The organism is Vibrio sp. 10N.222.49.C9 (genome assembly GCF_041474985.1).
GTDB lineage: Bacteria > Pseudomonadota > Gammaproteobacteria > Enterobacterales > Vibrionaceae > Vibrio > Vibrio crassostreae_C.
The window spans coordinates 1-26,167 of record NZ_JBFRVD010000034.1 but is presented as its reverse complement, the minus strand read 5'-3'; the positions used below and the strand labels follow the sequence as shown (position 1 = coordinate 26,167).

28 protein-coding genes are annotated in these 26,167 nt (G+C 46.5%); 11 read left to right on the top strand and 17 right to left on the bottom strand.

All coding sequences use genetic code 11. The features are described from left to right. Positions 1-10 precede the first annotated feature (10 nt). Positions 11-295, bottom strand: a complete 285-nt coding sequence (gene ilvM, locus AB4585_RS15305) for an acetolactate synthase 2 small subunit (protein ID WP_017055442.1) — start codon at positions 293-295, stop codon at positions 11-13. A 1-nt stretch (position 296) separates the two neighbouring features. After that, positions 297-1,943, bottom strand: a complete 1,647-nt coding sequence (gene ilvG / locus AB4585_RS15300; protein ID WP_102321080.1) for an acetolactate synthase 2 catalytic subunit — start codon at positions 1,941-1,943, stop codon at positions 297-299. Positions 1,944-2,415: 472 nt separating this feature from the next. Here ilvG and AB4585_RS15295 point away from each other — a divergent pair, with 472 nt between their 5' ends. Continuing rightward, complete coding sequence (locus AB4585_RS15295; protein ID WP_372155373.1) at positions 2,416-3,939, top strand: YifB family Mg chelatase-like AAA ATPase; 1,524 nt, start codon at positions 2,416-2,418, stop codon at positions 3,937-3,939. Positions 3,940-4,001: 62 nt separating this feature from the next. On the opposite strand, the gene AB4585_RS15290 is transcribed toward AB4585_RS15295, so the two are convergent. The 6 genes from AB4585_RS15290 to AB4585_RS15265 form a co-directional block, all read right to left on the bottom strand. After that, positions 4,002-4,958, bottom strand: coding sequence for a DUF2860 domain-containing protein (locus tag AB4585_RS15290; protein ID WP_017066751.1), 957 nt, complete (start codon positions 4,956-4,958; stop codon positions 4,002-4,004). Positions 4,959-5,098: 140 nt separating this feature from the next. Continuing rightward, a complete protein-coding gene (locus tag AB4585_RS15285; RefSeq protein WP_017063015.1) occupies positions 5,099-5,698 on the bottom strand; it encodes a thiol:disulfide interchange protein DsbA/DsbL in 600 nt (199 codons plus the stop codon). A 55-nt stretch (positions 5,699-5,753) separates the two neighbouring features. Further along, complete coding sequence (locus AB4585_RS15280) at positions 5,754-6,740, bottom strand: serine/threonine protein kinase (protein ID WP_017058781.1); 987 nt, start codon at positions 6,738-6,740, stop codon at positions 5,754-5,756. 73 nt (positions 6,741-6,813) lie between these two features. After that, complete coding sequence (gene ccoG / locus AB4585_RS15275) at positions 6,814-8,232, bottom strand: cytochrome c oxidase accessory protein CcoG (RefSeq protein WP_017058780.1); 1,419 nt, start codon at positions 8,230-8,232, stop codon at positions 6,814-6,816. Between the two features lie 326 nt (positions 8,233-8,558). Next, positions 8,559-8,822 carry a YihD family protein gene (locus AB4585_RS15270; protein WP_009848104.1) on the bottom strand — a complete coding sequence of 88 codons (264 nt, stop codon included), beginning with the start codon at positions 8,820-8,822 and terminating at the stop codon, positions 8,559-8,561. A gap of 131 nt (positions 8,823-8,953) precedes the next feature. Continuing rightward, on the bottom strand, positions 8,954-9,121 hold the full coding sequence (locus AB4585_RS15265) for a hypothetical protein (RefSeq protein WP_004739323.1): 168 nt from the start codon (positions 9,119-9,121) through the stop codon (positions 8,954-8,956). Between the two features lie 283 nt (positions 9,122-9,404). Here AB4585_RS15265 and AB4585_RS15260 point away from each other — a divergent pair, with 283 nt between their 5' ends. Together AB4585_RS15260 and AB4585_RS15255 are read left to right on the top strand one after the other, a co-directional pair. Next, entirely contained in the window at positions 9,405-10,196 is a 792-nt protein-coding gene (locus tag AB4585_RS15260; RefSeq protein ID WP_017058778.1) for a sporulation protein, read from the top strand. A 156-nt stretch (positions 10,197-10,352) separates the two neighbouring features. Next, positions 10,353-11,006 carry a hemolysin III family protein gene (locus tag AB4585_RS15255; protein WP_017063010.1) on the top strand — a complete coding sequence of 218 codons (654 nt, stop codon included), beginning with the start codon at positions 10,353-10,355 and terminating at the stop codon, positions 11,004-11,006. Here the strand turns inward: AB4585_RS15255 and AB4585_RS15250 are convergent. The 6 genes from AB4585_RS15250 to def form a co-directional block, all read right to left on the bottom strand. Further along, positions 11,003-11,593, bottom strand: coding sequence for a DUF3157 family protein (locus AB4585_RS15250; protein WP_372155375.1), 591 nt, complete (start codon positions 11,591-11,593; stop codon positions 11,003-11,005). The two genes, AB4585_RS15255 and AB4585_RS15250, sit on opposite strands and share 4 nt — an antisense overlap. Positions 11,594-11,619: 26 nt before the next feature. After that, positions 11,620-13,065: a TrkH family potassium uptake protein gene (locus AB4585_RS15245; protein WP_371969073.1), complete on the bottom strand. Its 1,446-nt coding sequence runs from the start codon at positions 13,063-13,065 to the stop codon at positions 11,620-11,622. Positions 13,066-13,145: 80 nt separating this feature from the next. Beyond that, entirely contained in the window at positions 13,146-14,522 is a 1,377-nt protein-coding gene (gene trkA / locus AB4585_RS15240) for a Trk system potassium transporter TrkA (RefSeq protein WP_004735766.1), read from the bottom strand. Between the two features lie 109 nt (positions 14,523-14,631). Beyond that, positions 14,632-15,912 carry a 16S rRNA (cytosine(967)-C(5))-methyltransferase RsmB gene (rsmB, locus tag AB4585_RS15235; protein WP_017058774.1) on the bottom strand — a complete coding sequence of 427 codons (1,281 nt, stop codon included), beginning with the start codon at positions 15,910-15,912 and terminating at the stop codon, positions 14,632-14,634. A 92-nt stretch (positions 15,913-16,004) separates the two neighbouring features. After that, the gene (fmt, locus tag AB4585_RS15230; protein ID WP_371725274.1) at positions 16,005-16,952 is read right to left on the bottom strand and encodes a methionyl-tRNA formyltransferase; all 948 of its coding nucleotides are present in this window, start codon (positions 16,950-16,952) and stop codon (positions 16,005-16,007) included. Positions 16,953-16,989: 37 nt separating this feature from the next. Then, on the bottom strand, positions 16,990-17,502 hold the full coding sequence (def, locus tag AB4585_RS15225) for a peptide deformylase (RefSeq protein WP_017058772.1): 513 nt from the start codon (positions 17,500-17,502) through the stop codon (positions 16,990-16,992). Positions 17,503-17,642: 140 nt separating this feature from the next. Here def and AB4585_RS15220 point away from each other — a divergent pair, with 140 nt between their 5' ends. The 4 genes from AB4585_RS15220 to AB4585_RS15205 are packed head-to-tail and all read left to right on the top strand — an operon-like array spanning position 17,643 to position 20,899. Beyond that, the gene (locus AB4585_RS15220) at positions 17,643-18,728 is read left to right on the top strand and encodes a LysM peptidoglycan-binding domain-containing protein (protein WP_372155378.1); all 1,086 of its coding nucleotides are present in this window, start codon (positions 17,643-17,645) and stop codon (positions 18,726-18,728) included. Continuing rightward, on the top strand, positions 18,725-19,837 hold the full coding sequence (gene dprA, locus AB4585_RS15215; RefSeq protein ID WP_372155380.1) for a DNA-processing protein DprA: 1,113 nt from the start codon (positions 18,725-18,727) through the stop codon (positions 19,835-19,837). Before AB4585_RS15220 ends, dprA begins: the two co-directional genes overlap by 4 nt. Before the next feature lie 3 nt (positions 19,838-19,840). Beyond that, on the top strand, positions 19,841-20,317 hold the full coding sequence (locus AB4585_RS15210) for a DUF494 family protein (protein ID WP_029235095.1): 477 nt from the start codon (positions 19,841-19,843) through the stop codon (positions 20,315-20,317). Positions 20,318-20,329: 12 nt separating this feature from the next. Beyond that, the gene (locus tag AB4585_RS15205) at positions 20,330-20,899 is read left to right on the top strand and encodes a type I DNA topoisomerase (protein WP_136974243.1); all 570 of its coding nucleotides are present in this window, start codon (positions 20,330-20,332) and stop codon (positions 20,897-20,899) included. Positions 20,900-20,987: 88 nt separating this feature from the next. Here AB4585_RS15205 and AB4585_RS15200 read toward each other — a convergent pair whose 3' ends face one another. Both AB4585_RS15200 and purE read right to left on the bottom strand, forming a co-directional pair. Beyond that, positions 20,988-22,118, bottom strand: a complete 1,131-nt coding sequence (locus AB4585_RS15200; RefSeq protein WP_136974244.1) for a 5-(carboxyamino)imidazole ribonucleotide synthase — start codon at positions 22,116-22,118, stop codon at positions 20,988-20,990. A gap of 5 nt (positions 22,119-22,123) precedes the next feature. Next, positions 22,124-22,609 (bottom strand): 5-(carboxyamino)imidazole ribonucleotide mutase, encoded by a 486-nt coding sequence (purE, locus tag AB4585_RS15195; RefSeq protein ID WP_004735777.1) that lies wholly within the window; start codon positions 22,607-22,609, stop codon positions 22,124-22,126. A 195-nt stretch (positions 22,610-22,804) separates the two neighbouring features. Between purE and AB4585_RS15190 the strand changes: the two genes are divergently transcribed. The 4 genes from AB4585_RS15190 to AB4585_RS15175 all read left to right on the top strand — a co-directional run bounded on the left by AB4585_RS15190 (position 22,805) and on the right by AB4585_RS15175 (position 25,494). Further along, positions 22,805-23,362: an L-threonylcarbamoyladenylate synthase gene (locus AB4585_RS15190; protein WP_017058767.1), complete on the top strand. Its 558-nt coding sequence runs from the start codon at positions 22,805-22,807 to the stop codon at positions 23,360-23,362. 19 nt (positions 23,363-23,381) lie between these two features. Next, positions 23,382-24,299 carry an oxygen-dependent coproporphyrinogen oxidase gene (gene hemF / locus AB4585_RS15185; protein ID WP_017069580.1) on the top strand — a complete coding sequence of 306 codons (918 nt, stop codon included), beginning with the start codon at positions 23,382-23,384 and terminating at the stop codon, positions 24,297-24,299. 77 nt (positions 24,300-24,376) lie between these two features. After that, a complete protein-coding gene (gene aroE, locus AB4585_RS15180) occupies positions 24,377-25,207 on the top strand; it encodes a shikimate dehydrogenase (RefSeq protein ID WP_017067739.1) in 831 nt (276 codons plus the stop codon). Between the two features lie 17 nt (positions 25,208-25,224). After that, positions 25,225-25,494 (top strand): DUF1488 domain-containing protein, encoded by a 270-nt coding sequence (locus AB4585_RS15175; protein ID WP_017058764.1) that lies wholly within the window; start codon positions 25,225-25,227, stop codon positions 25,492-25,494. Here the strand turns inward: AB4585_RS15175 and AB4585_RS15170 are convergent. Then, positions 25,491-26,036: a gamma carbonic anhydrase family protein gene (locus AB4585_RS15170; RefSeq protein ID WP_017058763.1), complete on the bottom strand. Its 546-nt coding sequence runs from the start codon at positions 26,034-26,036 to the stop codon at positions 25,491-25,493. The two genes, AB4585_RS15175 and AB4585_RS15170, sit on opposite strands and share 4 nt — an antisense overlap. Positions 26,037-26,167 lie beyond the last annotated feature (131 nt).

Here is a 26,167-nt window from a genome sequence, read left to right as displayed (position 1 = left end):
TTGCGGTTCCTTATGCGTTTATCTTTTGTTGTAAGTTGTTGTTTGGCAGTTCATTACGGCTGATCGAGATAACGTCAACGGTACGTACATCCCACAGCTTTTCGATTTGGTTTACCAAGAACGAGATCGGACGGTCACTGTCTACGATGATCTCAACACTCGCCACTTTGCTTTCGTGGTTTTGAGTGCCCGCAACTTGCTTAACAATGAAGCCACGGTGGCGGATAACACGAAGAACACGCTCTAGTAGTACAGGCTTATCATCGGCTTTGATGTCTAATAGGTATCTTTTCATGTTATGTGTTCTCCAACATCTCACTGTTTGAAGCACCTGGCGGTACTAGTGGCCATACGTTTTCTTCTTCATCGATAAGAACATGAAGTAGGTAAGCGGTTTTGCTCTCTAGCATCTCTTTCAATGCTGGTTCTACTTCTTCTTTACGAGTGATGGTTTTGCCCGGGATATCGAACGCTTTCGCGAGCATCACGAAATCAGGGTTGTCATCTAAGATAGTTTCACTGTGGCGGCCATCAAAGAACAGTGATTGCCATTGGCGAACCATGCCCAAACGAGAGTTATTAAGCAGTACCATCTTCACTGGGATCTGACGACGCTTCAATGTGCCAAGCTCTTGAATGTTCATCATGAACGAGCCGTCACCAGAGATAAGTATAGATTGGTCGTCAGGACGCCCAACCGATGCACCCATTGCAGCTGGCAAGCCAAAGCCCATGGTGCCTAAACCGGCAGAGGTAATGAAGTTCTGTGGATCGCGAGGCTGAATGTGCTGAGCTGCCCACATTTGGTGTTGGCCCACATCAGTCGATACGATAGAGCTTGCTGGCATCATGTCTGACAGTTGCTTCAACAGCAGTGGAGCAAAAATCAGATCACCAGGGTGGTCGTAACGCCATTTGAATGAGCTACGAAGACCTTCAGAGTGATGAACCCAAGAGGAGATGTCTTGACTTAGCTCTAGTTGAGGCATGATCTTGTTGATGTCACCGCGAATTGGCGCATTGGCAAGACGCAGTTTGCTGAACTCAGCGGCATCGATATCGATATGGATAACCTTAGCATGCGGCGCAAAGGTATCGAGTTTGCCAGTTACTCGGTCATCAAAACGAGCACCGACAACAATCAACAGGTCACTCTCTTGAACCACAAGGTTAGCGGCTTTAGTGCCGTGCATACCCAGCATGCCAAGGTAGTGTGGGTCGTCACGTTCGATAGTGCCCAAGCCTTTCAGTGTGCTTACTGCTGGCATTGGGTTTAGGCGTAAAAACTCACGAACCGCATCGGTTGCTTTAGCAAGTTGAACACCACCACCTACGTATAAAACAGGACGGGTCGCTTGAGACAAAAAGTACTGTGCCTGTTCAATGGCATCAGTTGTCGCAACAGGAATTGCGGGTGGAGTAAATTCAGGAAGAGCGTTAACAGGTGCTTCTGCTAGTTGAACGTCTTTAGCGATATCGACGATAACCGGGCCAGGGCGGCCAGACTTTGCTACCACAAACGCTTCAGCGAGGGTTGGAGCTAGCTCTTCAATATCAGTTACTAGGTAGCTGTGTTTAGTACATGACAGAGACATACCAATCACATCCATTTCTTGGAATGCATCGGTACCAATGTGGGAACTTGCAACCTGACCTGTGATAGCAACCAATGGGATTGAATCCATAAAGGCATCAGCAAGGCCAGTGACTAGGTTGGTTGCACCTGGTCCCGAGGTTGCCATACAAACAGCGACATCTTGTGTTGCTCTAGCCATGCCGATCGCGGCCATAGCGGCGCCTTGCTCATGGCGACATAGGATATGTTCAACCCCGCCGTCATAGAGTGCATCGTAGATTGGCATGATGGCACCACCGGGGTAACCAAATACGGTCTCAATTCCTTGTTGCTTGAGTGCGGATACGACTAGTTCTGCGCCTTTCATCGGAATTCTCCCGTATTACCTTTATTTTGGTAACTGTTTCCTTTGTCTCTGCACATCTTGTGCTCCCATTCTTCCTGTAAATCGGCAAAGCCGAAAATGCTCAAAAATATAAAAATCGAATGTTTAAATTAGAAAAAACCCCCGGACTTGTCAGTGCGGGGGTTTTTTCTAATTCGTGGTTACTTTCTTCCCACTCGCCCCCGCGCAGTCTTAATAATGACTACGATAATCAGGTTAATCAGTGCGTAAATGCGAGCGTTAAAAATCATAATATTCGAGTTTTCTCGTTTATTGTCTTCAGTAAATATCTACATCTCTAGTGTTATCACACAAATCTGCCGCATGACAAGGGAAATGTCATTCTTTTTTCACATTAAAATACCATTCCACCAAGCTATATAACAACCTTATCGCTTTGGTGAGCAACGAATATCCAGAGCGAATACTTTTAAATCAAAGACAAAGGAAAGTTATGGGACTCGCGATAATTCATAGCCGAGCTAGTGTGGGTGTAGAGGCGCCAGAAGTGACCGTTGAGGTGCATATAAGCAACGGAATGCCTGGCTTCACGCTGGTGGGTCTACCTGAAACAACGGTCAAGGAATCTAAAGATCGAGTGAGAAGCGCGATCATCAATTCTCGCTTTGAGTTTCCATCGAAAAGAATCACGGTTAATCTCGCCCCAGCCGATTTGCCCAAAGAAGGTGGCCGTTTTGACCTGCCCATCGCGCTTGGGATTTTGGTGGCGTCAGATCAGCTTCCGACATCAAAAGTAGCTCAACATGAATTTATCGGTGAGTTGGCATTGTCAGGAGAACTTCGCTCGGTAAAGGGCGTTTTGCCTGCGACGTTAGCCGCCGACAGTGTAGAGCGATGCTTAGTTGTCCCACATCATAACGGTGATCAGGCTGCGCTGGTGGGCAAGGGAGCGCATAAATCTGCACAAACCTTGTTGGAGGTTTGTGCTGACATGTGTGGACAGGCTCAGCTTGGGCTATATAGAACGGAACATCATCAGGCTGATGTTTCAGTGCTTCGCGACCTACAAGATATTATCGGCCAACAACAAGGCAAGCGAGCTCTAGAGATAGCCGCTGCTGGGAATCATAACTTATTGTTTCTTGGCCCACCCGGAACCGGAAAAACTATGCTCGCTTCTCGACTGCGTGACCTATTACCTGAAATGAGTGATGACGAAGCGATGGAAACCGCGTCGGTGGCCTCGTTAACGCAACAAGAAATCAATCAATACAACTGGAAGCAACGACCTTTTCGCTCTCCTCACCATTCCAGTTCAATGGCGGCATTAGTGGGTGGTGGTTCGGTGCCTCGCCCCGGAGAGATCTCTTTAGCGCATAACGGCTTATTGTTCTTAGATGAGATGCCGGAGTTTGAGCGCAAGGTGCTTGATTCATTACGAGAGCCACTAGAGTCGGGCGAGATCATTATCTCCCGTGCTGCGGGCAAGACTCGTTTTCCTGCGCGTTTTCAATTGGTCGGTGCACTTAACCCAAGTCCAACGGGTTATTACGAAGGTAACCAGGCGCGCGCCAACCCACAGATCATCCTGCGTTACCTCAATCGCTTATCTGGGCCCTTGCTGGATAGGTTCGATATGTCATTGGAGATACCTCTGTTGCCAAAAGGAATGTTGGCCGAAGGCGGTGATCGCGGTGAAACCACTCAAGTAGTTAAGCAAAGGGTTAGGCAGGCGCGAGAGTTAATGCTATCTCGCAACCATAAATCGAATGCACTGTTAGGTAGCCGAGAAATTGAGAAGTATTGCCCACTGCGACGCGAAGATGCAGAGTTTCTTGAGACAGCACTACATCGCTTGGGTTTATCGATTCGTGCTTATCATCGAATTATTAAGGTGGCACGAACCATTGCCGACCTTGACGGTAACGAGCAGATCGAAAAGAAACATCTATCAGAAGCGCTAGGCTATCGCGCGATGGATCGCTTGCTGAAACAACTCACGGCTCAAGCTGTCTAGCAAGCAGAAAAAGCCTGCTTAGATGCAGGCTTTCGTTGGATTGCAGTTCATACTCGCTAAGGTTAGAACTTGTAGTTCAAGCCAACTGAAACTATATATTGAGACTCGTCGTAGAAGGTAATGTTCGAGTCGCTGGTGCCGTAGCCTGCCAGTGAAATAAACGACCAGTTTTCCCAATCCATGAATTGATCATACTCATAGGCGGCGAATAGGTTGATATTGTCGTCGCTGCGTTTCTTGTCGTAGATCGGGTTGCTCGCATCGTAAGAGCGTTGGTTGTAACCCGCTGTTAGTGCGTACTTGTGACGCCCCATGCCACCAAACAAGCTTACCTCACCACCGAATTGGTCGTAAGATTCAGCTTTACCATCAGCATCACGTGTTTGATAGATGACGGATGGAATAAGCATCATGGTACGACTAAGTGGCAGGCGATATTGACCTTTCAAGTAGAGAGTATTGGCATCTCGTTTGAGCTCTTGATCTTGAATATCATCCTTGTCGACATCTTTGGTCGCATAGGCCATGTCTAGCGAGAAAGCTGAGCCCGCAATGTTGCTTAGCTTCAAACGAAACGCATTGCCAGTTTCATCGGTCTTGGTGCGAGCTGATGTGGTGTTGTATGGATCAGCCCAAGTTTCACCAGACATAATGGTTGGCAGCAGTGAAGCGTCGATCACCATGCCTGACTCAAGTTGGTATTTGTAACCGACTTCGAGAACTACAGTACCTGTTGCTACATCATCTCGCGCGGTACCTGTGTATACCTGATGGTTTAGCTTTTCACCAAAGGTATAAGCAACACTACCTAAAGGAGCAACCAGAAAAGAGCTTTCCGAAGAAGCCTTCTGATCTGTGGATGAAAGATTGCTATCAGCATCGGTATTAAAGTTCGAGGTGGAAGAGGTAACCCCGGTATTGAGAGAGATTTCACCACTGAAACCTTGTTGGTCTGCAAGCTTGGCAAAAGCGGGAGAAGCCGCAACGCTCAATGCCAAGAGAGTTATTTTTATTTTCATTCAAGGGCTCCTTGCCCACCGGTTCTTAGGACGGGTTATTAATAGCAGTAAAGCTTTAAACTTCCAGGTTAATTATTTATCAATAATGATTTTTGAACTAGCAAAAAAAAAGGAAGCCGAAGCTTCCTTTCATCAATGGCTTACTTCTTTAATAAGAAGTTCACGAGCTCGAAGTACTCATCAAGAGAGTTGATACCTTGAGCTTCTACTAGGTAGCGGTTGTTAACCACAACAGCGGGTACACCTGAAAGGCCGCTGTCTTTGAATGCTTTGTCGAAGCGACGAACCATAGAATCTACAGCAAAGCCGTTATACGCAGCATCGAATTTCTTCGCATCAACGCCTTCGTCTAGGAAGATTTGACGCAGTTCTTCTTCATCACGTGGTGGCTTGTTCATTGTGTGGATGCGGTTAAACATCACTGGCACCATTTTATCTTCAACTTTCAGTGCAATCATTGTCGCGTAAGCTTTGCTCATTGGCAGACCCATGTTGCCACCCATGAATGAAACATGGTTCTTCTGTAGCTTAGCGTCTTTAGGTAGCTGTTGTTTTAGCTGCTGGATGATTGGCTCAAAGCTATTACAGTGTGGGCAGTAAAAAGAGAAGAACTCTGTCACCATTGGTTTTTTTGATGCTTCTAGGTCGAGAACTTTGTAGTGTTCACCTTCGTTAAATTTCGCAGCGTGAGCGGTAAGGCTCAACATGATCAATGAGAAAAATGCGAATAGCTTTTTCATATATCCAATCTCCATTATGTTTGAATTTTTATCTAGTTGTATGTTGCGATTGCTGTTACCACTGAGGCATTAACGAAAGTGGTGGCTCTTGCAGGGTAGCAATTTGCTCTTTACAAGCAAGTACTTGTTGCTCCCAATATTTCGGATCATTAAACCACGGGAAGGCCAGAGGAAACGCAGGATCGTGCCATCGTTTCGCCAACCATGCCATGTAATGCACCATACGTAGACCGCGTAGTGGTTCGATTAGTTTCAGTTGTGCGGTATTAAAATCGCAAAACTCTTGGTAACTCTCTAGCAAAATATCCAGTTGCATCAGCTTATCTTGGCGCTCGCCATTGAGCAGCATCCACAGATCTTGTATCGCAGGGCCGTTACGTGCGTCATCAAGATCGACGAACATTGGCCCATCGCGCCACAAAATATTGCCAGGGTGGCAGTCACCGTGCAGGCGGATATTCTCAATGTTGCTCGGCCACTGGCTCTCTAGCTCTTTGATCAGAAGGTCAACGTCATTGAAGAAGGCATTTTCTAGGTGCGTCGGGATAAACTGAGAGTTCTCTAGAATCTTACGTGGCTGATAAAGGTATTCATCTAAGCTGATGGTCGGGCGATGCTGGAATGTTCTTCCCGCGCTGGCTTTATGAATACGACCAAGAAAGCGTCCTACGCCTTCCAATTGATCTAGATTGTCAACTTCATACTGTCTGCCGCCAACACTTTCAAATAGTGCAAATAGGTAGCCTTGGTATTCATGTAAGGTTGCACCGTTGATTCGCATTGGAGGCGCAACCGGCATCTCTTGCTCGATAAGCTCGAGTGCGAAGTCATGCTCTTCTTGGATCTGTGCCTTGTTCCAGCGTTGCGGACGATAAAACTTAACGACGTAGCGCTTACGGTCTTCATCGGTGAATTGATACACCCGGTTTTCGTAGCTGTTGAGAGCGAGAAGCCCGGATTCAGCACGAACTCCAATGCTCTCCAGTGCGTACCACATGAAGTCAGGAGTCAGGTTATCAAAGTTAAAGGCTTGCATCGTCATAGAATAAAAAAGGCTCATTACTGAGCCTTTTTCCATTTATTGGGTTGTTATACCAAGCACTAAGGTGTGGGTATCAGAGCTTCTTGATAAAGCGGCTTTCGACTTCCATCGTAAACTCTTCATTATCCGAGAGTATAAACTGAATTGTCGAAACTGGTGAGCTCAGTTTTTCTGGGTCGGCGCCTAAACTGATAGGTAGGTTCAAAACCTCGCCTGGATCGACAGTAATCGTCTGTTTACCATACCAGATAGAATCGGGCAGTCCGCTAACACCGAGTTTGTACTCTTGCTCTTGTTGAGTCTTGTTGATCACTTTCAAGGTGTAGGTGTTTTCAACCAACCCTTGGTTATTGACTCTAAACAGTTGGTTTCGGTCACGCAGAACACTTAGGCCGGCAGGATCAACGCTCGCGATTTGGGCGAAGAACAAGCCCAGCATCACGATCAAGATAGCGCCATAGCCCAACAGCTTGGGACGCATTACCTTGGTCGAGTGACCTTCAAGTCTGTGCTCGGTGGTGTAATTGATCAGGCCTTTCTCATAGCCCATACGCTCCATCGTGTTGTCACAGGCATCAATACACGCGCCGCAGTTAATACACTCGTATTGCAGGCCGTCACGGATATCGATACCCGTAGGGCACACTTGTACACACAGATTACAGTCAATACAGTCGCCTAGACCAAGCTCTTTTGGATCGGCTTTACGAGAGCGAGGGCCACGGCTTTCACCACGTTCTGTGTTGTAACCAACGATGAAGGTGTCTTTATCGAACATTGCCGACTGGAAACGCGCGTAAGGACACATGTGCAGACAAACAATTGAACGCATCCAACCCGCATTGGCATAAGTACATCCAGCAAAGAACAGTACCCAAAACACCGGCCAGAAAGACGAGTTAAAGGTAAAGAAGCCAACCACTAACTCTTTGATTGGGATGAAGTAACCAACAAAGGTTAAGCCCGTCGCAATGGCAATCGCCCACCACGCAATGTGTTTGAGGGTTTTTCTGAGGATTAAATTGCTCGTCAATTTGCCCGAGTCTTGTTTTCTTCGCTTATTGGCAGCGCCTTCTAGCTTCTCTTCGAACCAGATATACATGAAGGTCCAGACGGTTTGCGGGCATAAATAGCCACACCAGACGCGGCCTAAGAAGGTGGTTATGAAAAACAGGCCAAACGCGGCAATCATAAATAGGATCGCGAGTAGGGTCAGATCTTGCGGGTATAAGGTGGTGCCAAAGAAGTTGAACTGTTGGCTGCCGATATCGAGCAAGATCGCTTGACGTTCACCAAAGGGAATCCATGGGATAAGCGCAAAAAGTAAAAGTAAGAACCAACCGCCATAGCGACGCAGTTGTTGGAATTTACCTTTGCTTTCTCGAACATAGATTCGGTTACTTGGGTTAAATCGATCTCCATTACCTTTATGTGTTTTCGGGTTAAAGGTTTTAGGAGTCACATCTTTGATATCGATTTTATCCTGACTCATGGACTATCCTTTTTGTGGCTTGTTTGCCCGGTTAAGTCGGGCATGACGACATTACTTGAAAGTATGGTTTAGAGAACCTGTTGAAATTGAGCTTGGTGCATTTGTTGTTATCGCACTCACTCTTATTATTTTAGAAGATTCTTATGGATGGCGATTATAGCGACAATCTTGTTCTCATTTCTTTAACGCTATCAACCTTTAACAACAAAAGTCATAACAGTTGTGACGAAAAAATAGCGAACAGAAACAAAAAAGCGACCTGGTGGTCGCTTTTTAAAATTGAGTGTTTTATCTATACGGCAATTGAGCTCTAAACTAACGGGCGACTAAAGAAGGCCACGTGCTTTTAGAATTGCGGTTTTGAAATCATCTTCTTGGTCTTTTTTCAGGCCCGGGATCATCTCATCTTTTTCGCTGTTGCGCATTTTTAGGTGATAGATAAGAACATCGTCAGTCAGTTCTTCAAGCTTGCCTTGGTAGCCCGCTTCTTTTGATAGCTTAATGATGAACTCTAATAGGTTAAGCTCTTGATCTTTCTGCCACTCAGGCTCCATCAGTTCAAGCAGTTCTTCAATGCGGTGACACTTCATACTTTATTTCTCCACAAATTTTATAATGATTTGTGGCTAAGGTATCAAATCGGGTAGGGAATACCAATGTGTAAACACATTTCAAGATGGGAGCGGGCAAGAAAAAAGCGCAGTAAAAACTGCGCTTTTTGTTAAGCGGCTTTAATCACTTTCGTTGTAGTCGGTGCTAATAAAGCAGTCTTCTCAACTAGAGTCATTGTAGGAGCCAATTTCTTAGCCGTTGGAGCAGCAACAAAGCCACTACGACGACGCATCGCACTACGGTTGGTGTGCGAGAACCTGACAGCTGTTGGGCGCATTAATTTACCTAACGGTCAGGCATATCCATTGCCAATCTAATGGCCTGATTTACCATGAGCTCCACCTCAATTGCTTGAAGCGTCACTCGTCTGGCTTTCGCCAATCCGAAGAATAAATCAGGATAATGATATGCATGCATATCAAGGCTTAGATTATCACTATCTAAGTTATCGATCGACGCCTGAGTGATAAATAGACGATATTAGAGCTAAAATAGTGTGAGCAGTATATTTGAGTTTGAACCTCTTTCAGGCTTAAGATGATGCTTTAAAGGAGGTGCATATGTCGTTCTTAAAGAAAACGTTAGCAAGTTTTGGAATTGGATCTGCCAAGGTGGATTCTGTATTGCAACAGGAAGTGCTTTATCCAGGCAAGAAGGCGAGCATTATTGTGCATGTCTATGGTGGCGCTCAGCCACAAGAGATCGACAATATCGATCTCAACTTGTGCTGTCGTTACGTCAAAGAAATTACTATGAATTCGCAAAGGCAAGAGGGCGGTCAAACACGTCGAATGCACCAGACATACTCGTTGGCCAAATGGAGCCTGCCGTATGCCTTTGTTATTCAGCCGGGTGAAACCCGTGATTTTGAATGTGAGTTTGATGTCCCGCTGAACACACCTGTCACGATTGGTGATTCAAAGGTGTGGCTAGAAACCGGGCTCGATATTGCGATGGCGATTGATCCATCGGATAAGGATATTTTAACGGTTCGCCCAGATGCACTTCTTGATGGTATTTTTAATGAACTAGAAGCTCAAGGTTTACGCATTCGCCAAGTTGAGTGCGAAGCAGTAGAGGGCTTTGAACTGCCATTTGTTCAAGAGTTTGAGTTTGTCCCTACCACTGGTCCATATCATGGCCGCTGGCGTGAACTGGAAGTGGTTGCTCATCGTGATGAAACCGAGCTTAAGTTGTGGTTTGAGATAGACCGTAATCGCGATGGTGCAAAAGGCATGTTGGCGAGCTTGTTAGGCATTGGCCAACTGCAGCGTCAATTGAGTGTGCCATTGGATACGTCACCACAAGATGCGGGCAAGATGGTACTTGAGTATCTAGACAACGCATCTTAGTTAGCTCTTTGGTTCTGTAGCTTTAGAGACCTTAGCTTCATCACACCGTTTAGGCGTTATTAATGTCATAAAAGATGTCATAAAAATTTAAGCTTACACGTGTAAGCTTAATGTGCAATACTAGGCAAATCGAACATTTACTCTAGTAGGATAATCATGTCTGCATCATCGGCGAGCGAATACAGTGACATCGAAGAACGCGCCAATGCGATAACCCATGGCTTGGGTGTTGTGCTTGGCGTGGTTGGTTTAATCCTGCTGCTGATTCGTGCGTTTGACCATCAAGCCGACATACTGACTATTGCGAGTATGGCGGTATATGGCAGCAGTATTATCCTACTCTTTCTCGCTTCCACGCTTTATCACTCGATCACCACAGAAAAGACCAAGCGATTACTGAAAACTCTCGATCACTGTGCGATCTACTTATTGATCGCGGGCAGTTACACGCCATTTTTATTGGTGAGTTTAAGAACACCATTGGCGATGGGTTTGATGGCAGTGATTTGGGGTATCGCGCTAGTCGGAATCATTATGAAGATTGCCTTCGTCTACCGATTTAAGCGTTTGTCATTGGTGACTTACTTGGCGATGGGTTGGTTATCGCTGATTGTGGTTTATCAACTGGCGATGAATATCGAGATGGGTGGTTTGGTGCTACTAGCACTCGGTGGCGTGATTTACTCGTTGGGTGTGATTTTCTATGTGGCAAAACGCATCCCTTACAATCATGCCATCTGGCATTTGTTTGTGTTGGCGGGCTGCGCTTGCCATTTCTTCGCTATTTATTTGTACGTGACTCCGGTTTAGCGAGCCAGTACCTCAGTAATCTCAGCTTTAATCTGATATTCAGGGTGTTGTTCTAGGTCGAGCTTGATGAGCTTGCCTTCTTCACCCGTCTTTGGTCGTAGGTATGTGTCGGCCATTCGTTTGATTGATTTCCACACCGCAACTTCTTCTTCTGCCAACAACTCACCTTCTGCAGTAAATACGCTGATGTTAAGTGATACCAAAATGACCGCTTGAGTGCCTTGGTTAGTGATGGCTGTCGGAATGATAAGCTCACCATCTTCATAGCGACTTGCACCCAGTACAACATCCACTCCTGACTGAGACAGCTGTAAGCTTGGTTTTTTACTATTAACCACAACCGTTGTGCCACGAGTATTCGTCGCTACCGGGACGGCTACGACAGGTGCTGTTGCAACGGGCACGGCGATCTCTGATGTTGTCGCTGCTGCTTCCGTTTGCTTCGGTGCCACATATTGCCAAGTATAATCATCTTTGAGTAACACTTGTTTGCCATCAGGTAGTGTGACCATTTGATCCGCCAAGGCAGCACTTACGAATACTGAATTTGCGAGCAATGCGCCAGCGAGAAGTACGTATGATTTCATCTGTATTTCCTTGATTTTGTGCTTGGTTAGCGTCGCCAAAAGGCTGGGAAAAATAGAACGATGAGCGTCAGTATCTCGAGTCGCCCCATCAGCATTCCTAAACTTAATAGCCATTTTGCGGCGTCAGGCAGTGGAGCAAAGTTTCCGGTTGGACCTATCACGCTGCCCATTCCTGGACCAACATTGGCAACGGCTGTGATAGCACCGGATATACTGGTTACAGGATCAAGTCCCATCGCACTCAGCCCACCGGCAATTAAGATAATCGTGATAAAGAACATCAGACCAAATGCAACGAGTGAACGTACGATGTCGTCACTGACTGGTCGTTGATTATAGCGTTGAACAAACACGCCCGATGGATGAATCAGTTTCATCATTTGTTTATGGAGCATGGTCATTGCAATTTGGAAGCGGAAGATTTTGATACCGCCAGAGGTTGAACCTGAGCACGCGCCCGCCATCATTAAAAAGGCAAACAGCGTGGTAGGCAAAGCGCCCCACGCGGTGAAGTCTTCTAAGCCAAAACCGGTTGTGGTGACGACTGACACAATGTTAAACATCGAAACACGCATCGCATCCAATACCGTGTAGCCATCTCTGACCACCAGCCATGTGGATATCACAGCACTGGTGACTAAGAATAGGTAAGCGAAGCCTCTCACTTGGGCATCTTTGTAGAGGATAGAGAGCTTTCTACCGCGCAGCGCACTGACAAAGAGTAAAAACGGCAAGCCACCTAAGAACATGAATACAGTACCCACCCAGTGAGCGCTGTTCGAGAAGTGGTTCATAGAACCGTCTGAGGTTGAGTAACCGCCTGTAGATAGCGTGGTGAATGAGTGGTTGATGGCATCAAACACACTCATGCCCGCAAATAGGTAGCTCACCAAGCATAGGCCTGTTAATACCAAATAGACCGCCACGATGTTCTTGGCGACGGTTTTTGCTCTCGGGCTGCTTTTATCTGACCAATCGGAAGACTCAGTTTGGAACAAGCGCATACCACCGACGTTAAGCATTGGTAGAACCGCTACTGCCATTACGATGAACCCAACACCACCAAGCCACTGCAATATAGATCGCCATAATAGAATGCTTGGTGACATGCTGTCTAAGCCGCTTAATACGGTTGATCCTGTCGTGGTGATACCCGACATGGTTTCAAAATAGGCATCAGTGAAGCTGATGTGGTTGATGAAGACAAAGGGTAGTGCAGCGAAGGCGCTGGCAATAGTCCAGACCAGAGAGGTGATCAGGAACATGTCCCGCACCCCTAATCGAAACTTAGCGGAGCGGCCTAAGCTTAAGCAGATGAATGCCACAATGTGCGTGATCACTACCGATTGACCAAACTCGAGGAAGCCACCGGTGCCTGTGAAAAAGGCAACCAATGTGGGGATGTACATGAAAAGGGCGAGTTTTGATAACACTAACCCTATCACTAATAATATCGGACGAAAGTTGACCATAGCTTAATAGACCATCGCTTTGTGCCGAAGCGTCGTTCTCACAAGAAGAAGGTTGCGAGAAGATACTTACGAGAACAAGGCTATAAGAAGAACGGGCTCGGTTGGAATAGAGACTCAACATCAGGTACGTATTTCTTGTCCACTAGGAACATCACTACGTGGTCATCTTGTTCGATTACGGTTCTATCGTGCGCGATAAGTACTTCTTCTCCGCGAACAATCGCACCAATAGTGGTGCCCGGTGGTAGCTTGATGTCGCCAATCGCTCGGCCAACCACTTTCGATGTGGTTTCGTCACCGTGAGCAATGGCTTCGATCGCCTCTGCAGCGCCGCGACGTAGAGATGATACGTTAACAATATCAGCACGACGAACGTGAGTAAGCAGCGCAGAAATGGTCGCTTGCTGTGGAGAGATAGCAATATCAATCACGCCACCCTGAACAAGGTCTACGTAAGCACCACGCTGAATCAGTACCATTACCTTCTTGGCACCCATTCGCTTCGCCAGCATGGCTGACATGATGTTGGTTTCATCTTCATTGGTTAGGGCGATGAACACGTCCACTTGATCGATGTTCTCCTCGGTCAGCAGCTCTTGATCGGCGGCATCACCACAGAATACGATGGTGTTTTCTAATTCTTCAGACAGCTTCTCGGCGCGAGTGTAGCTGCGCTCGATAAGCTTGATACTGTAGCTCTGCTCAAGGCGTTTTGCCAAGCTTGCACCAATGTTACCACCACCGACAATCATGATGCGGCGGTACGGTTTCTCTAGGCGCTGTAGCTCACTCATTACTGAGCGGATGTGGTTACTCGCTGCGACGAAGAACACTTCATCATCGGCTTCAATGATGGTGGTGCCTTGTGGACGAATAGGGCGACCTTGACGGAAAATAGCGGCAACACGGGTATCAATGTGCGGCATGTGCTCACGCAAAGCAGACAATGCGTTACCAACCAGTGGACCACCGTAGTAGGCTTTTACTGCTACTAGGCTAACCTTCTGTTCAGCAAAGCTCACAACCTGCAGTGCGCCTGGGTATTGAATCAGGCGCTCGATGTAGCTGGTCACTAGCTCTTCGGGTGCGATCAGGTGATCGACTGGGATGGCACCTGATTTGAATAACGCTTCTTTCTCTTCTAGGTATTGAGGAGAGCGAATACGAGCAATTCGGTTCGGCGTATTGAAAAGAGAGAAAGCAACCTGACACGCAGCCATGTTGGTTTCATCCATGTTGGTTACGGCAACCAACATGTCGGCATCTTGCGCACCCGCTTCACGTAGTGTGTTTGGGTGGCTGGCATAACCGTTTACAACCCTAAGGTCGTACTTATCCTGAAGTTCACGAAGTCGGTCAGCATTACGGTCGACAATGGTGATGTCGTTGTTTTCACCAACCAGGTTTTCAGCAAGGGTACCGCCAACTTGTCCAGCACCTAGGATAATGATCTTCATAGCCTTTCTCTTTTCTTTACCGTGGTAATTCTAGTTATCTAACTTTATTTTGATAATGCACTAGAAAGAAACAGCGGCTAAGAAATAAATTCTTAGCCGCTGTTAGTTGTTATGCCTGTTTTACTAGAACTGCGTAGTAGAAGCCATCCATATCTTCTTCTCCAGGTAGTATTTGACGACCCGGATTTTCGATATCAGACCCAACCAACGTAGCGTTCTCAGTGCGTGCTAGGAATGCTTTCACTTGCAGCACGTTTTCTTGCGGCGTGATAGAACAAGTCGCATAAACCATGGTGCCGCCTTCTTTCAGCTGACGCCACATTGCATCCATAATCTCGCTTTGCAGTTCAGCCAGCGCATCAATGTCAGACGCACGACGTAGCCACTTGATGTCAGGGTGACGGCGAATGACGCCAGTCGCTGAACAAGGTGCATCAAGTAGGATACGGTCGAACTTATCACCCATCCACCACTCTTCTGGGTAGCGAGCATCACCACAAATTACGTCGGCACGCAGTTGTAGACGCTCAAGGTTATCGTAAACGCGGTCTAGACGTTTAATGTCGCAGTCAATCGCAACCACTTCAGTGTCTTGAGTGTGCTCAAGAATGTGTGCCGTTTTACCACCTGGCGCAGCACAACAATCTAAGATCAGCTCACCATCTTTTGGTGTTAGGTAGTCAACCGAAAGCTGAGCGGCAGCGTCTTGCACTGATACCCAACCTCTGTCGAAGCCAGGAAGCAAAGTAACATCACAAGGTGCAGCTAATTTTATGGCATCGGCTGCTTCTGGGTGCAATGTGTATTCAATGTTTTCGTTTTTAAGTAGTTCAACATACTCGTCACGAGTGTGGTGTTGGCGGTTAACGCGCAGCCACATTGGTGCCTTACTGTTGTTTGCTTCAACCAGTTGCTCCCATTGATCTGGGTAGCTCTCTTGAAGCATTTTTAGAATCCAGCTTGGGTGGCCGTATTTGCCTGCATTGTGACTAACGGCTTTCTCGTCCAGTTCTTCTTGGTCACGTAGGTAGCTACGTAGCACAGCGTTGATCAAACCACTCAGGCTTGGACCACGCAGTGTTTTAGTGCCCTCAACCGTTTCAGCAACCGCGGCATGCGAAGGGATACGCATGAAGCTTAGTTGGTAAATGCCCACCAAGATTAGGTGGTGGAATACACGCTTTTTACCTTTAAGCGGGTTTTCCATCAGTTCGTTAGCGATTGACTCTAAACGAGGCAGGTAACGAAGTGCGCCGTAGCAAATCTCTTGCAGTAGAGCATGGTCTCGTGGACGGATCGTTTTTTGAGCCGCAGGGAGAGCGTGTGACAGAGAGTGGCCTTTATCGACAACTTGGAATAGGACATTTGCAGCAGCAGCGCGAACATTCATGAGGGGTACCGAATATTTATTTGAATACATGAGGGCATCTCTGCCCTCGTAAAGGTTTTCTAAGCTGCGTAATTAGCAGCTTTAAAAGCGGATTAAGAAAGTTGTGTACCAACTTCAAACCAGCTTGCACGTGAGTTCAAGATATCCTGAACTGACATGGCTTTTTTACCTGGAATTTGCAGTTGTTCAAGAACAAGTACGCCTTGCCCTGTCGCAACATAGATACCAGTTTTATCCGCTTGCAGAATGGTACCTGCAGGCTTATCAGAAGTTTGCTCTGCCACACGGCTTTGCCATACTTTAATGCTGTTCTCAGCAGCTTCAAAGTGACTCATTGGCCATGGGTTGAAGGCACGAACGCAGCGCTCAATATGCGCAGCTTCATCACTCCAGTTGATACGCGCTTCTTCTTTGCTTAGCTTCTTCGCGTAGTTCGCAAGCTCATCGTCTTGCTTTTCTGCAACTGCTTTGCCAGAAGCGATGTCCGCTAGACATTCAACAAGCGCATCAGGGCCAAGGCCCGCTAATTTCTCGTACATAGATGCGCTAGTATCTGTCGCTTCGATAGGCAGCGTCGCGATACTTAGCATGTCGCCAGTATCTAGGCCGATATCCATCTGCATGATCGTCACGCCTGTCTCTTTATCACCTGCCCAAATAGAGCGTTGAATCGGAGCAGCACCACGCCAGCGCGGTAGGATAGAGCCATGTACGTTGATACAACCTAAGCGAGGCGTATCTAATACAACCTGCGGAAGCAATAAGCCGTAAGCGACAACAACCATGATGTCAGCGTTCAACTCAGCTAGCTCTTGCTTGGCCTCATCTGACTTGAAGTTTTCTGGTTGGTAAACCGGAATATTGTTTTCAAGTGCGATGTTTTTTACTGGGCTCGCAGTCAGTTTTTTACCGCGGCCTGCTGGTCGATCTGGCTGTGTGTAAACAGCAACAACTTCATGCTCCGAAGACAACAACGCCGCCAAGTGACGGGCGGCGAAATCCGGAGTACCTGCAAAGACAATTCTTAAAGACTGACTCAAGGTAGGCTTCCTTCTAATTTAGTAATAGCAGCGGTTATTAACCTTGTTTCTCGTTGAAACGTTTAATCTTCGCTAGCTTATCTTGGATACGTTTACGCTTTAGTGGCGATAGGTAATCAACAAACAACTTGCCTTCTAGGTGGTCAAGTTCGTGCTGAACACAGATAGCCAGAAGGTCGTCAGCGTCGAATGTGAATTCGTTGCCGTCACGGTCTAGTGCTTTAACCGTTACTTCTGCAGCGCGAGGTACTAGAGCTCGAGCGCCTGGTACAGATAGGCAGCCTTCTTCGATTCCATCTTCGCCGCGCTTCTCAGTAATTTCAGGGTTGATAAGCACCATTGGCTCATCACGTGTTTCTGAAATATCGATAACAACGATGCGTTGGTGGAAATCTACTTGCGTTGCCGCAAGGCCGATACCTTCTTCGTCGTACATGGTTTCAATCATGTCATCAACGAACTTTTGAATCTCTGGGGTAACTTCTTTTACCGGTTTCGCCACGGTACGTAGACGATCATCTGGTAATGTTAATACTTGTAATACAGACATATACACTCGAAATATTGAACTGTGCCGAAACAGCTTAAACCTTGTTGGCTCAATTCTAGACATTTTAGAGGTCAAATGACAGCATCCTGAAGGTAATTCTCAAATCAGATGTCATATATTCAGACCAAGGAACCTAGGTCATGCGTCATTTTTCTCCCATTTTTTCTCTTGTTTGTGCCTCGCTTTCGTTCGCCGCTACGGCTGAAAATAGCGCTCAACCTTTAACCATTAAGCAGGGCGCACCTGAGGCGTATGTGGTGGTAAAGGGCGATACCTTATGGGATATATCTGCGATGTATCTTGATAGCCCGTGGTTGTGGCCAAGGTTATGGCAGGTAAACCCTGAGATAGAAAATCCTCACCTTATTTATCCCGGAGACAAACTGTCGTTGGTTTGGATTAATGGTGAACCTGTCTTGAGCCTCAAGCCTGTTATCAAACTCAGCCCTAAGATTCGTGTTTCTGAGAAGAAAGCAGTACCTACCGTCAACGAGGGACTGGTTCTACCTTATTTACAGTCTGATCGCTTGGTAGAGCAGCAAGATATCGAATCGGCACAACGAGTATTAGGAACCAGTGATGGTAAACGTTTCTTATCGGGTGCAGACCGGTTGTTTATCTCAGGTAACCAACAACATCAAAAGTGGGGTATCTACCGCGCAGTTGAAACCTACCAACGGCAGCAACCCCAAGCGAGTGTTACCTCTTTGCGACTGGTCGCCACTGCGCGCTTAAAAGAGGTGGATGCTGAGTTCAGCAGCTTGCAGATAGACACTCAGCTGCAAGAGGTGCTGCTTAATGACCTTGTGCTACCAGAACTTGGTGTTGATCAGGTGAAGCTCTCTACCACGTTTTATCCTGCACCTAGTGCGGCAGGTCAGTTTGCTAATATCTTGGGCTCATTAGATGGCAGCCAGTACAGCGCGAAGAATCAGGTAGTGGTGATCAACAAAGGTTCACAGGATAACCTTCGCCAAGGTTCTATGTTTACCCTCAGTGAAAGCGGTGCTGTGGTGTTTGGTAAGCAGGGTGAATACAGCTATAAAGAGTCTGCGGCGAGTAATAAAGTGCAGCTACCAAGTACCTCGCTCGGTAGCTTGATGGTCATTCGTCCTTATGAGTATTTTAGCCTCGCGTTGATCACTCAAAGTTCAAAGCCAGTAAGTAATGACATTGTGGCGGTATCGCCTTTGGACCTTGCAGTGACAGAAGAGGGAAGCGAGTGAATGAAGAGCAACTGATCGCTTGGTTAACGTTAAGTTTTGTTCCACAATTGGGTGGCAAGCGCCTTGCTCGTTTGCTGAGTATTGATTCTCCTTCTAATATTGTTGGTTATTCAAGTCAGCAGCTGCAAGCGATTGGCTTGTCTGCCAAGCAAATTGCCTATCTAAGAGAGCAAGCCCCAAGAGAAGTGGAGGCTTGCTTATCATGGCAAGCAAAACAGCCTAACCATCACATTATTACCCCGAATTGCTCACATTATCCCAAACTGCTGAACGAGATCGCCTCTGCGCCAAGTGTGCTTTTCGTTAAAGGTCACGTTGAAAAACTGATCGAGCCTCAAATCGCGATGGTCGGCAGTCGTAATGCCAGTATTGAAGGGTTACAGACAGCGAAGTCCTTCGCCAAAGAGTTTGTCCAAAATGGCTTGATCGTCACCAGTGGCTTAGCGTTGGGCATTGACGGCTATGCTCATGATGGTGCTTTGGATAAAGGAGGAGAGACTTTCGCGGTGCTGGGCTCTGGCTTAGATTCAATTTACCCTGCGCGGCACAGAAATTTAGCCGATAGGATCTGTGAAAATGGGGCGCTGATTTCAGAGTTTCGTCCAAGAGCAAAACCAAGACCTGAACATTTCCCTCGCCGTAACCGTATTATAAGTGGGTTGTCGCTCGGAACTTTGGTGGTTGAGGCAGCTGAAAAGAGTGGTTCTTTGATTACGGCTCGCTATGCCATGGAGCAAGGCCGAGAGGTGTTTGCGCTGCCCGGTTCAATTCATAGCCCAACTAGTCGCGGAGGTAATAGCTTAATTAAAGCTGGAGCATGTTTAGTACAAAATGCTCAAGATGTTCTGATTGAAATAAAGAGTCTGTTAGACTGGTCTATAGATCAGCAGCCCAGTTTGTTCGAGCCTACGCCGAATGAGGGTGAAAATGAGCAATTGCCATTTCCACAGCTGTTAGCTAACGTAGGATTAGAGGCGACACCCGTTGATATTTTGGCACAGAGAACCCATATACCTGTGCATGAGGTCATGATGCAGCTTTTAGAGCTTGAGCTCTCAGGGCATGTTGTTGCAGTTTCCGGTGGCTATATTCGAAAGGGGAGAGGCTAAGCTATGATGATGGACATACTGATGTACTTGTTTGAAACCTACATCCATAGCGATTCTGAATTGCAGGTGGATCAAGATGAGCTGGAAGATGAGCTTCTTCGAGCAGGGTTTCACCAAGATGATATTTATAAGGCTCTCCATTGGTTAGAAGACCTTGCTGCACTGCAAGATACCGATAACCAAGCGGCGATTACTATGTGCTCTAATACCTCGATGCGTGTTTACACAAGTAAAGAGATATCACGTATTAATATGGAGTGTCGTGGTTTCTTGTTGTTCCTTGAGCAGATCAACGTCCTCACGACAGAGATTCGTGAAATGGTGATTGATCGTGTGATGGGGCTTGAGACCAACGAATTTGAATTGGATGATCTGAAATGGATTATCTTAATGGTGCTATTCAATGTACCGGGTAATGAAAGTGCTTACACGCAAATGGAAGAGCTGTTGTACACCAAAGAGCAAGGTATCTTGCATTAACACAGGCTTGTCATGAGTAGTAAGATTGATAATCAGCTTTTTTCAGCACATGAACATGCATTAGAGCATGAACCATGTCCACAGTGTGGTGGAGAGATTCAGCTTCGCCACGGTAAGCACGGTCCATTTTTAGGCTGTAAACAGTATCCGAGCTGTGATTACATTAAGCCGTTGCATCAAAACGATGGCCACGTGGTGAAAGAGTTGGGTGTACCGTGTCCTAAATGCCAAAACGAATTGGTACTAAGACAAGGTCGCTTTGGCATGTTTATTGGTTGTAGCAGCTATCCAGAGTGTAATCACATCGAATCTTTGGATCAACCGAAAGAACAACCTGAAGAACAGCCACTTGTTGCCTGCCCTGAGTGTGATCGAGGTCACTTGGTTGAGCGTAAATCTCGCTATGGCAAAACCTTCTATGCGTGTGATAACTACCCTAAGTGTAAGTTTGCCGTTAATCAGCCACCAGTTATAGGTCGCTGTGAAGAGTGCCAGTTCCCACTGTTACTGGAGAAGAAAACGGCCAGTGGTACCAAGAAGCAATGCGCAGATCGCAAGTGTCACCACATTCAATCTCAATAACTCGATATTATAGACACAAAAAAACGGCGCTCACTGAGCGCCGTTTTTGTGTCCAATAAACTTTTTATATCAATAAGCCAATGTAGGCTTACTTCATCTGCTCAGCAAACTCATGCACAGCAGGGTAGGCTTGTTTATCAAGAATCTCAGCCAATGAGCACAACGCTCTTTGTAATTCTGCGTTGTAATCAGCGCTCACGTTAATGTGGCCCATCTTACGACCTGCACGCTTTTCTTTGCCATACCAATGAACATGACAACCACCTTGAGCAAGAATTGCTTCAGGTAGGGTATCTTCACCAAGGATGTTGATCATTGCGGTTGGACGAATCAGCTTAGTGCTGCCTAATGGCATGCCACATACGGCACGTAGATGGTTCTCAAACTGACAAGTTTCAGCGCCTTGTTGTGTCCAGTGGCCCGAGTTATGAACACGTGGTGCAATCTCATTCACCAGCAGTGAACCTTGAACATCAAAGAACTCTAGCGCGAGTACGCCAACGTAATCTAAACGCTCTGCAACTGCGGTGAACATGGTTTTCGCTTGTTCTTGCAGTTCAATGTCGTCAATGGCTGTTGATAAGCTCAACACGCCATCGGTGTGAACATTTTCAGCCAGTGGGTACACTTGAACCTCTCCATTAGTTCCACGAGCACCAACCAGTGATACTTCACGGTCGAACGGAACAAACTCTTCTGCCACGATTGCTTGATTGTCGGTTGCAGCAATGCACTCGGCCATTTCTGTCCAAGTTGCTTCAACGTTGTCTAAGGTCTTTAAACGCCATTGGCCTTTGCCATCGTAGCCACCAAGTGTGCTCTTCAACACCATAGGTAGGCCAACATGAGCAATTGCTGCGTCAAAGTCTTCACGAGCATTAATCACATAGTACTTAGCGTTTTTTACGTTCGCTTCGTCTAACAGCGCTTTTTCAAGGCGACGGTCACCGCCAGCTTTGATTGCTTGTGTGGTCGGTAAGAACTTACCGCTGCGCTCACATATTTCAAGCACATCATGAGGGATGTGTTCGAACTCAGCAGTAATGACGTCCGCGCGCTCAATCGCATTTTCTAAGCCGTTGCCTAGAATCGCTTGCGTTAATGGATGAACAATATTTTTGCTGCCAACATCAAAAGCAGAAATTTCAATATTCAGCGGTGCCCCAGCGAGGGACATCATGCGAGCAAGTTGGCCCGCGCCTAACACAAGAACATGCATGGGAATTAGTCCTCTGCAGGGTTTGGATTAGCAAGTACCGTTTCTGTTTGCTCAGAGCGGAACGCTTCTACTTTCGCCATTACTTCTTCATTGTGTGTACCAATGATTTGAGCAGCTAGGATGCCAGCGTTCGCTGCTCCCGCTTCACCGATAGCTAGAGTACCTACCGCGATGCCTTTTGGCATTTGCACGATAGAAAGCAGAGAGTCCATACCTTTCAGCGCTTTAGACTGAACCGGAACACCAAGAACAGGCACGCTTGTGAAAGCAGCCGCCATGCCTGGTAGGTGTGCAGCACCGCCAGCACCAGCAATAATGACTTTAATACCGCGCTCTTTCGCACTGGTTGCGTAGTCTGCAAGCAACTGAGGTGTGCGGTGAGCAGAAACCACTTTTGTTTCGTACGCCACGCCAAACTGATCCAACATTTCTGCAGCTAGCTTCATTGTTGGCCAATCAGATTTAGAACCCATGATAATACCGACAGTCATCTCAAACTCCTTCAGGTACGATTTAATTAGTGATTAGATATTTTGCGCGCATTATACGGGTAAAATTACTTAAGGAAAACGTTTGCGTCAGTCTAAGTTGTTAATTGATACATTTTATAAACAAATAGCTTTAGTCACAGTGAATGATAATTTGTACACTTAGCGAGTTCGATAACTGACTTAATGAGGCAACCCGTGGATAACTTTCAACATACATTGCAGGCATTACAACAAGGTGAAGTCATTGCTTACCCGACCGAAGGCGTTTTTGGGGTTGGTTGTGATCCTGATAATCCACATGCCATCAAGAAATTACTCGAGTTAAAACAGCGTCCAGTTGAAAAGGGCTTGATCTTGATTGCTGCAAGTTACGAGCAGCTGCTTCCTTATATTGATGAAAGCCAGTTGACGGAAGAACAGTTGGTAACAGTGAAAGCGACATGGCCAGGTCCGGTCACTTGGATTATGCCAACCAGCAGCAAAGTTACTGACTGGGTCAGCGGCCAGTTTGATTCCATCGCGGTACGAGTGACGGATCACCCTTTGGTTCAACGAATGTGTAATGAGTTCGGCAAGCCGTTAACCTCTACCAGTGCCAACCTGACTGGCGAGCCGCCTTGTATGACGACTGAAGAAGTTCAACAGCAACTGGGTCAACACTTAGTCGCGATTCTAGAAGGCCAAACGGGTGGCCGTGAGAAGCCAAGCGAAATTAGAGATGCAAAAACGTCGAAAATATTAAGACAGGGTTAAACCCTGCAAAGGAAGTAAGATGTCAGCAATTGATAAAGAAGCAGTAAAGCAGTTTTTACTGAGCCTACAAGATTCGATTTGCCAGCAGCTTGAGCAAGCTGATGGTGTAGCGTTGTTTGAAGAAGATGCATGGGAGCGAGAACCTGGCGATCGTCTAGGTGGCGGTGGTCGTACTCGCGTGATGACCAATGGTGCTTTATTTGAACAGGGTGGAGTTAACTTCTCTCACGTCGCTGGTAAAGCAATGCCTGCCTCTGCAACCGCTCACCGTCCTGAGTTAGCCGGACGTAAGTTTGAGGCGATGGGGGTTTCATTAGTTATCCACCCTAAAAACCCATATATCCCAACCTCACACGCGAACGTTCGATTCTTCATTGCGGAAAAAGAAGGGGAAGACCCGATTTGGTGGTTTGGTGGTGGTTTTGACTTAACGCCATTTTATCCTGTCGATGAAGATTGCCAATCTTGGCATCAAACTGCTAAAGATCTTTGTGCGCCGTTTGGTGATGATGTTTATCAAGAACACAAAGAGTGGTGTGATAAGTACTTCTATCTTCCTCACCGAGACGAAACACGTGGTGTTGGTGGTCTGTTCTTTGATGACTTAAATGAGTGGGGTTTCGATAAGAGCTTTGCTTATATGCAGGCTGTCGGTGAAGGTTTTGCTGCGGCGTACTTACCTATTGTCGAGCGTCGCAAAGATACACCTTATGGCGAACGTGAGCGTGACTTCCAACTATACCGTCGTGGCCGCTATGTTGAATTCAACCTAGTTTACGACCGTGGTACCTTATTTGGCCTGCAAAGCGGTGGGCGCACAGAGTCTATATTGATGTCGATGCCGCCGTTGGCTCGTTGGGAATATCGCTATGAACCGCAAGCGGGCTCACCAGAAGCTCTGCTTTATAGTGACTACCTCAAACCTCGAGTTTGGTAGTTCTTCCTTCCTTATAGGGATAGTGATAGGGTCATCTATATAGATGACCCTTTTTATTATTTCTGTTAGGTAAGGATATGACACAGCAAGTAGATCGTTATGCCGTTTTCGGTAATCCTATTGGGCAAAGCAAATCGCCATTCATTCACACATTATTTGCTCGCCAAACCAGCCAACAACTTACCTATACAGCATTACAGCCAGAGCACGGTCAATTTATCACTGCTGCCAAAACCTTTTTCAGCGAAGGTGGTCGAGGGTGCAATGTCACAGCGCCTTTTAAAGAAGATGCCTATCAGTTAGCCAATCGCCTAACTGAGAGAGCTGAACTAGCTGGTGCCGTAAATACCCTTAAGAAGTTAGATGATGGAGAGATCATTGGTGATAACACCGATGGTGAGGGCTTAGTTCAAGACCTGCTTCAACATCAAGTCACGCTAAAAGGAGCACGTGTTCTTCTTCTTGGCGCTGGTGGTGCTGCGAGAGGAGTGATTCAACCTCTTCTCGACCAAAAGCCACAACAGCTGGTGGTCGCTAATCGAACCAGCTCCAAGGCTGAACTTCTGGCTGAGATGTTTTCGTCGCATGGCAACATCAAGGGGATGGGGCTAAGTGATGTTAATGAAGGCTTTGATGTCATTATTAACTCTACCTCATCTGGTCTAAGCGGGCAGCTTCCTGAAGTGTCTGAGGTGATTTTCAATTCTACTAGCGCCGTTTATGACATGGTTTATGGATCTGGAACGACGGTATTCAATCAATGGGCATTAGATAATGGTGTTCATGCTGCTTATGATGGTTTGGGTATGCTAGTGGGGCAGGCAGCAGAAAGCTTTATGCTTTGGCGTGGTCTTCGTCCGGGAACAAAACAGATTTTAAGAGAATTACGTAAAAATCTAGAGATGTAATGGGGTGTTTATAAAAAATGAATCAATCAATTCTATTTCCTGATATCCAAGATTGGGATGAAGAGAGCCGAACAATCACGTTCCCAGCACAACAGTCGGGCGCATTGATTGAATGTGTCATGTCTATTGAGGAATTATCACGATTGGCAGGTAAAGATATAGAAGAAGGCGATCAAGCTTTAGTTATCTTTTCAGAGTTACGTTTCGATATTGAAGAGCTAGCGGAAGAGTTAATAGAAGAAGAGGAGTATGACTCCTCTAATCGGATTCAGATCAAAGCGCTTTAGACTGAAATTACAGAGTCTAGATAGTCATTTTTATTCTGAACGTAGTTGTCTGCAGACTTCTGTAGAAAGGCACGCTCTTTATCATTTAATGGGCGAGCTTGTTTTACTGGGCTTCCTACATAGAGGTAACCGCTTTCAAGTACCTTGTTTGGTGGCACTAAGCTACCAGCACCAATCATCACTTCTTTTTGGATAATCACGCCATCCAACACGATCGCTCCCATACCAACAAGTACACGATCCTCAATAGTGCAGCCATGCAGCATTACTTTATGCCCGATAGTGACATCATTACCTATTAAGAGAGGATAACCGTCAGGGTTTTCAGCATTCTTATGGGTGACGTGCAAGACACTACCATCTTGGATATTCGTTCTCTCTCCAATATGAATGTGGTTCACATCCCCTCGAGCTGCAACCAAAGGCCACACGCTAGAGTCGTTACCGATTTTGATATCACCAACCAGTACTGAACTGGTATCTATATAGACACCTTGCCCAATCTGAGGGGATATTCCTTTATAACTGCGTATTGAACTCATAAATCCTCCTTTATATAGGCACCTTAAGCCCTTAATTAAGAGGAATACTAGTGAAAATGGGGTGTTTTGAACAAAAAACGCTCGAACAATCAAAAAAGTAAGAAAAACTTCAAAAAGGGCTTGCCAGTGTG

Coding starts and splice junctions, on each gene's coding strand:
- ilvM (WP_017055442.1), bottom strand. CDS start 295: ATGAAAAGATACCTATTAGACATCAAAGCCGATGATAAGCCTGTACTA.
- ilvG (WP_102321080.1), bottom strand. CDS start 1,943: ATGAAAGGCGCAGAACTAGTCGTATCCGCACTCAAGCAACAAGGAATT.
- AB4585_RS15295 (WP_372155373.1), top strand. CDS start 2,416: ATGGGACTCGCGATAATTCATAGCCGAGCTAGTGTGGGTGTAGAGGCG.
- AB4585_RS15290 (WP_017066751.1), bottom strand. CDS start 4,958: ATGAAAATAAAAATAACTCTCTTGGCATTGAGCGTTGCGGCTTCTCCC.
- AB4585_RS15285 (WP_017063015.1), bottom strand. CDS start 5,698: ATGAAAAAGCTATTCGCATTTTTCTCATTGATCATGTTGAGCCTTACC.
- AB4585_RS15280 (WP_017058781.1), bottom strand. CDS start 6,740: ATGACGATGCAAGCCTTTAACTTTGATAACCTGACTCCTGACTTCATG.
- ccoG (WP_017058780.1), bottom strand. CDS start 8,232: ATGAGTCAGGATAAAATCGATATCAAAGATGTGACTCCTAAAACCTTT.
- AB4585_RS15270 (WP_009848104.1), bottom strand. CDS start 8,822: ATGAAGTGTCACCGCATTGAAGAACTGCTTGAACTGATGGAGCCTGAG.
- AB4585_RS15265 (WP_004739323.1), bottom strand. CDS start 9,121: ATGCGCCCAACAGCTGTCAGGTTCTCGCACACCAACCGTAGTGCGATG.
- AB4585_RS15260 (WP_017058778.1), top strand. CDS start 9,405: ATGTCGTTCTTAAAGAAAACGTTAGCAAGTTTTGGAATTGGATCTGCC.
- AB4585_RS15255 (WP_017063010.1), top strand. CDS start 10,353: ATGTCTGCATCATCGGCGAGCGAATACAGTGACATCGAAGAACGCGCC.
- AB4585_RS15250 (WP_372155375.1), bottom strand. CDS start 11,593: ATGAAATCATACGTACTTCTCGCTGGCGCATTGCTCGCAAATTCAGTA.
- AB4585_RS15245 (WP_371969073.1), bottom strand. CDS start 13,065: ATGGTCAACTTTCGTCCGATATTATTAGTGATAGGGTTAGTGTTATCA.
- trkA (WP_004735766.1), bottom strand. CDS start 14,522: ATGAAGATCATTATCCTAGGTGCTGGACAAGTTGGCGGTACCCTTGCT.
- rsmB (WP_017058774.1), bottom strand. CDS start 15,912: ATGAATGTTCGCGCTGCTGCTGCAAATGTCCTATTCCAAGTTGTCGAT.
- def (WP_017058772.1), bottom strand. CDS start 17,502: ATGTCTGTATTACAAGTATTAACATTACCAGATGATCGTCTACGTACC.
- AB4585_RS15220 (WP_372155378.1), top strand. CDS start 17,643: ATGCGTCATTTTTCTCCCATTTTTTCTCTTGTTTGTGCCTCGCTTTCG.
- AB4585_RS15210 (WP_029235095.1), top strand. CDS start 19,841: ATGATGATGGACATACTGATGTACTTGTTTGAAACCTACATCCATAGC.
- AB4585_RS15205 (WP_136974243.1), top strand. CDS start 20,330: ATGAGTAGTAAGATTGATAATCAGCTTTTTTCAGCACATGAACATGCA.
- AB4585_RS15200 (WP_136974244.1), bottom strand. CDS start 22,118: ATGCATGTTCTTGTGTTAGGCGCGGGCCAACTTGCTCGCATGATGTCC.
- purE (WP_004735777.1), bottom strand. CDS start 22,609: ATGACTGTCGGTATTATCATGGGTTCTAAATCTGATTGGCCAACAATG.
- hemF (WP_017069580.1), top strand. CDS start 23,382: ATGTCAGCAATTGATAAAGAAGCAGTAAAGCAGTTTTTACTGAGCCTA.
- aroE (WP_017067739.1), top strand. CDS start 24,377: ATGACACAGCAAGTAGATCGTTATGCCGTTTTCGGTAATCCTATTGGG.
- AB4585_RS15175 (WP_017058764.1), top strand. CDS start 25,225: ATGAATCAATCAATTCTATTTCCTGATATCCAAGATTGGGATGAAGAG.
- AB4585_RS15170 (WP_017058763.1), bottom strand. CDS start 26,036: ATGAGTTCAATACGCAGTTATAAAGGAATATCCCCTCAGATTGGGCAA.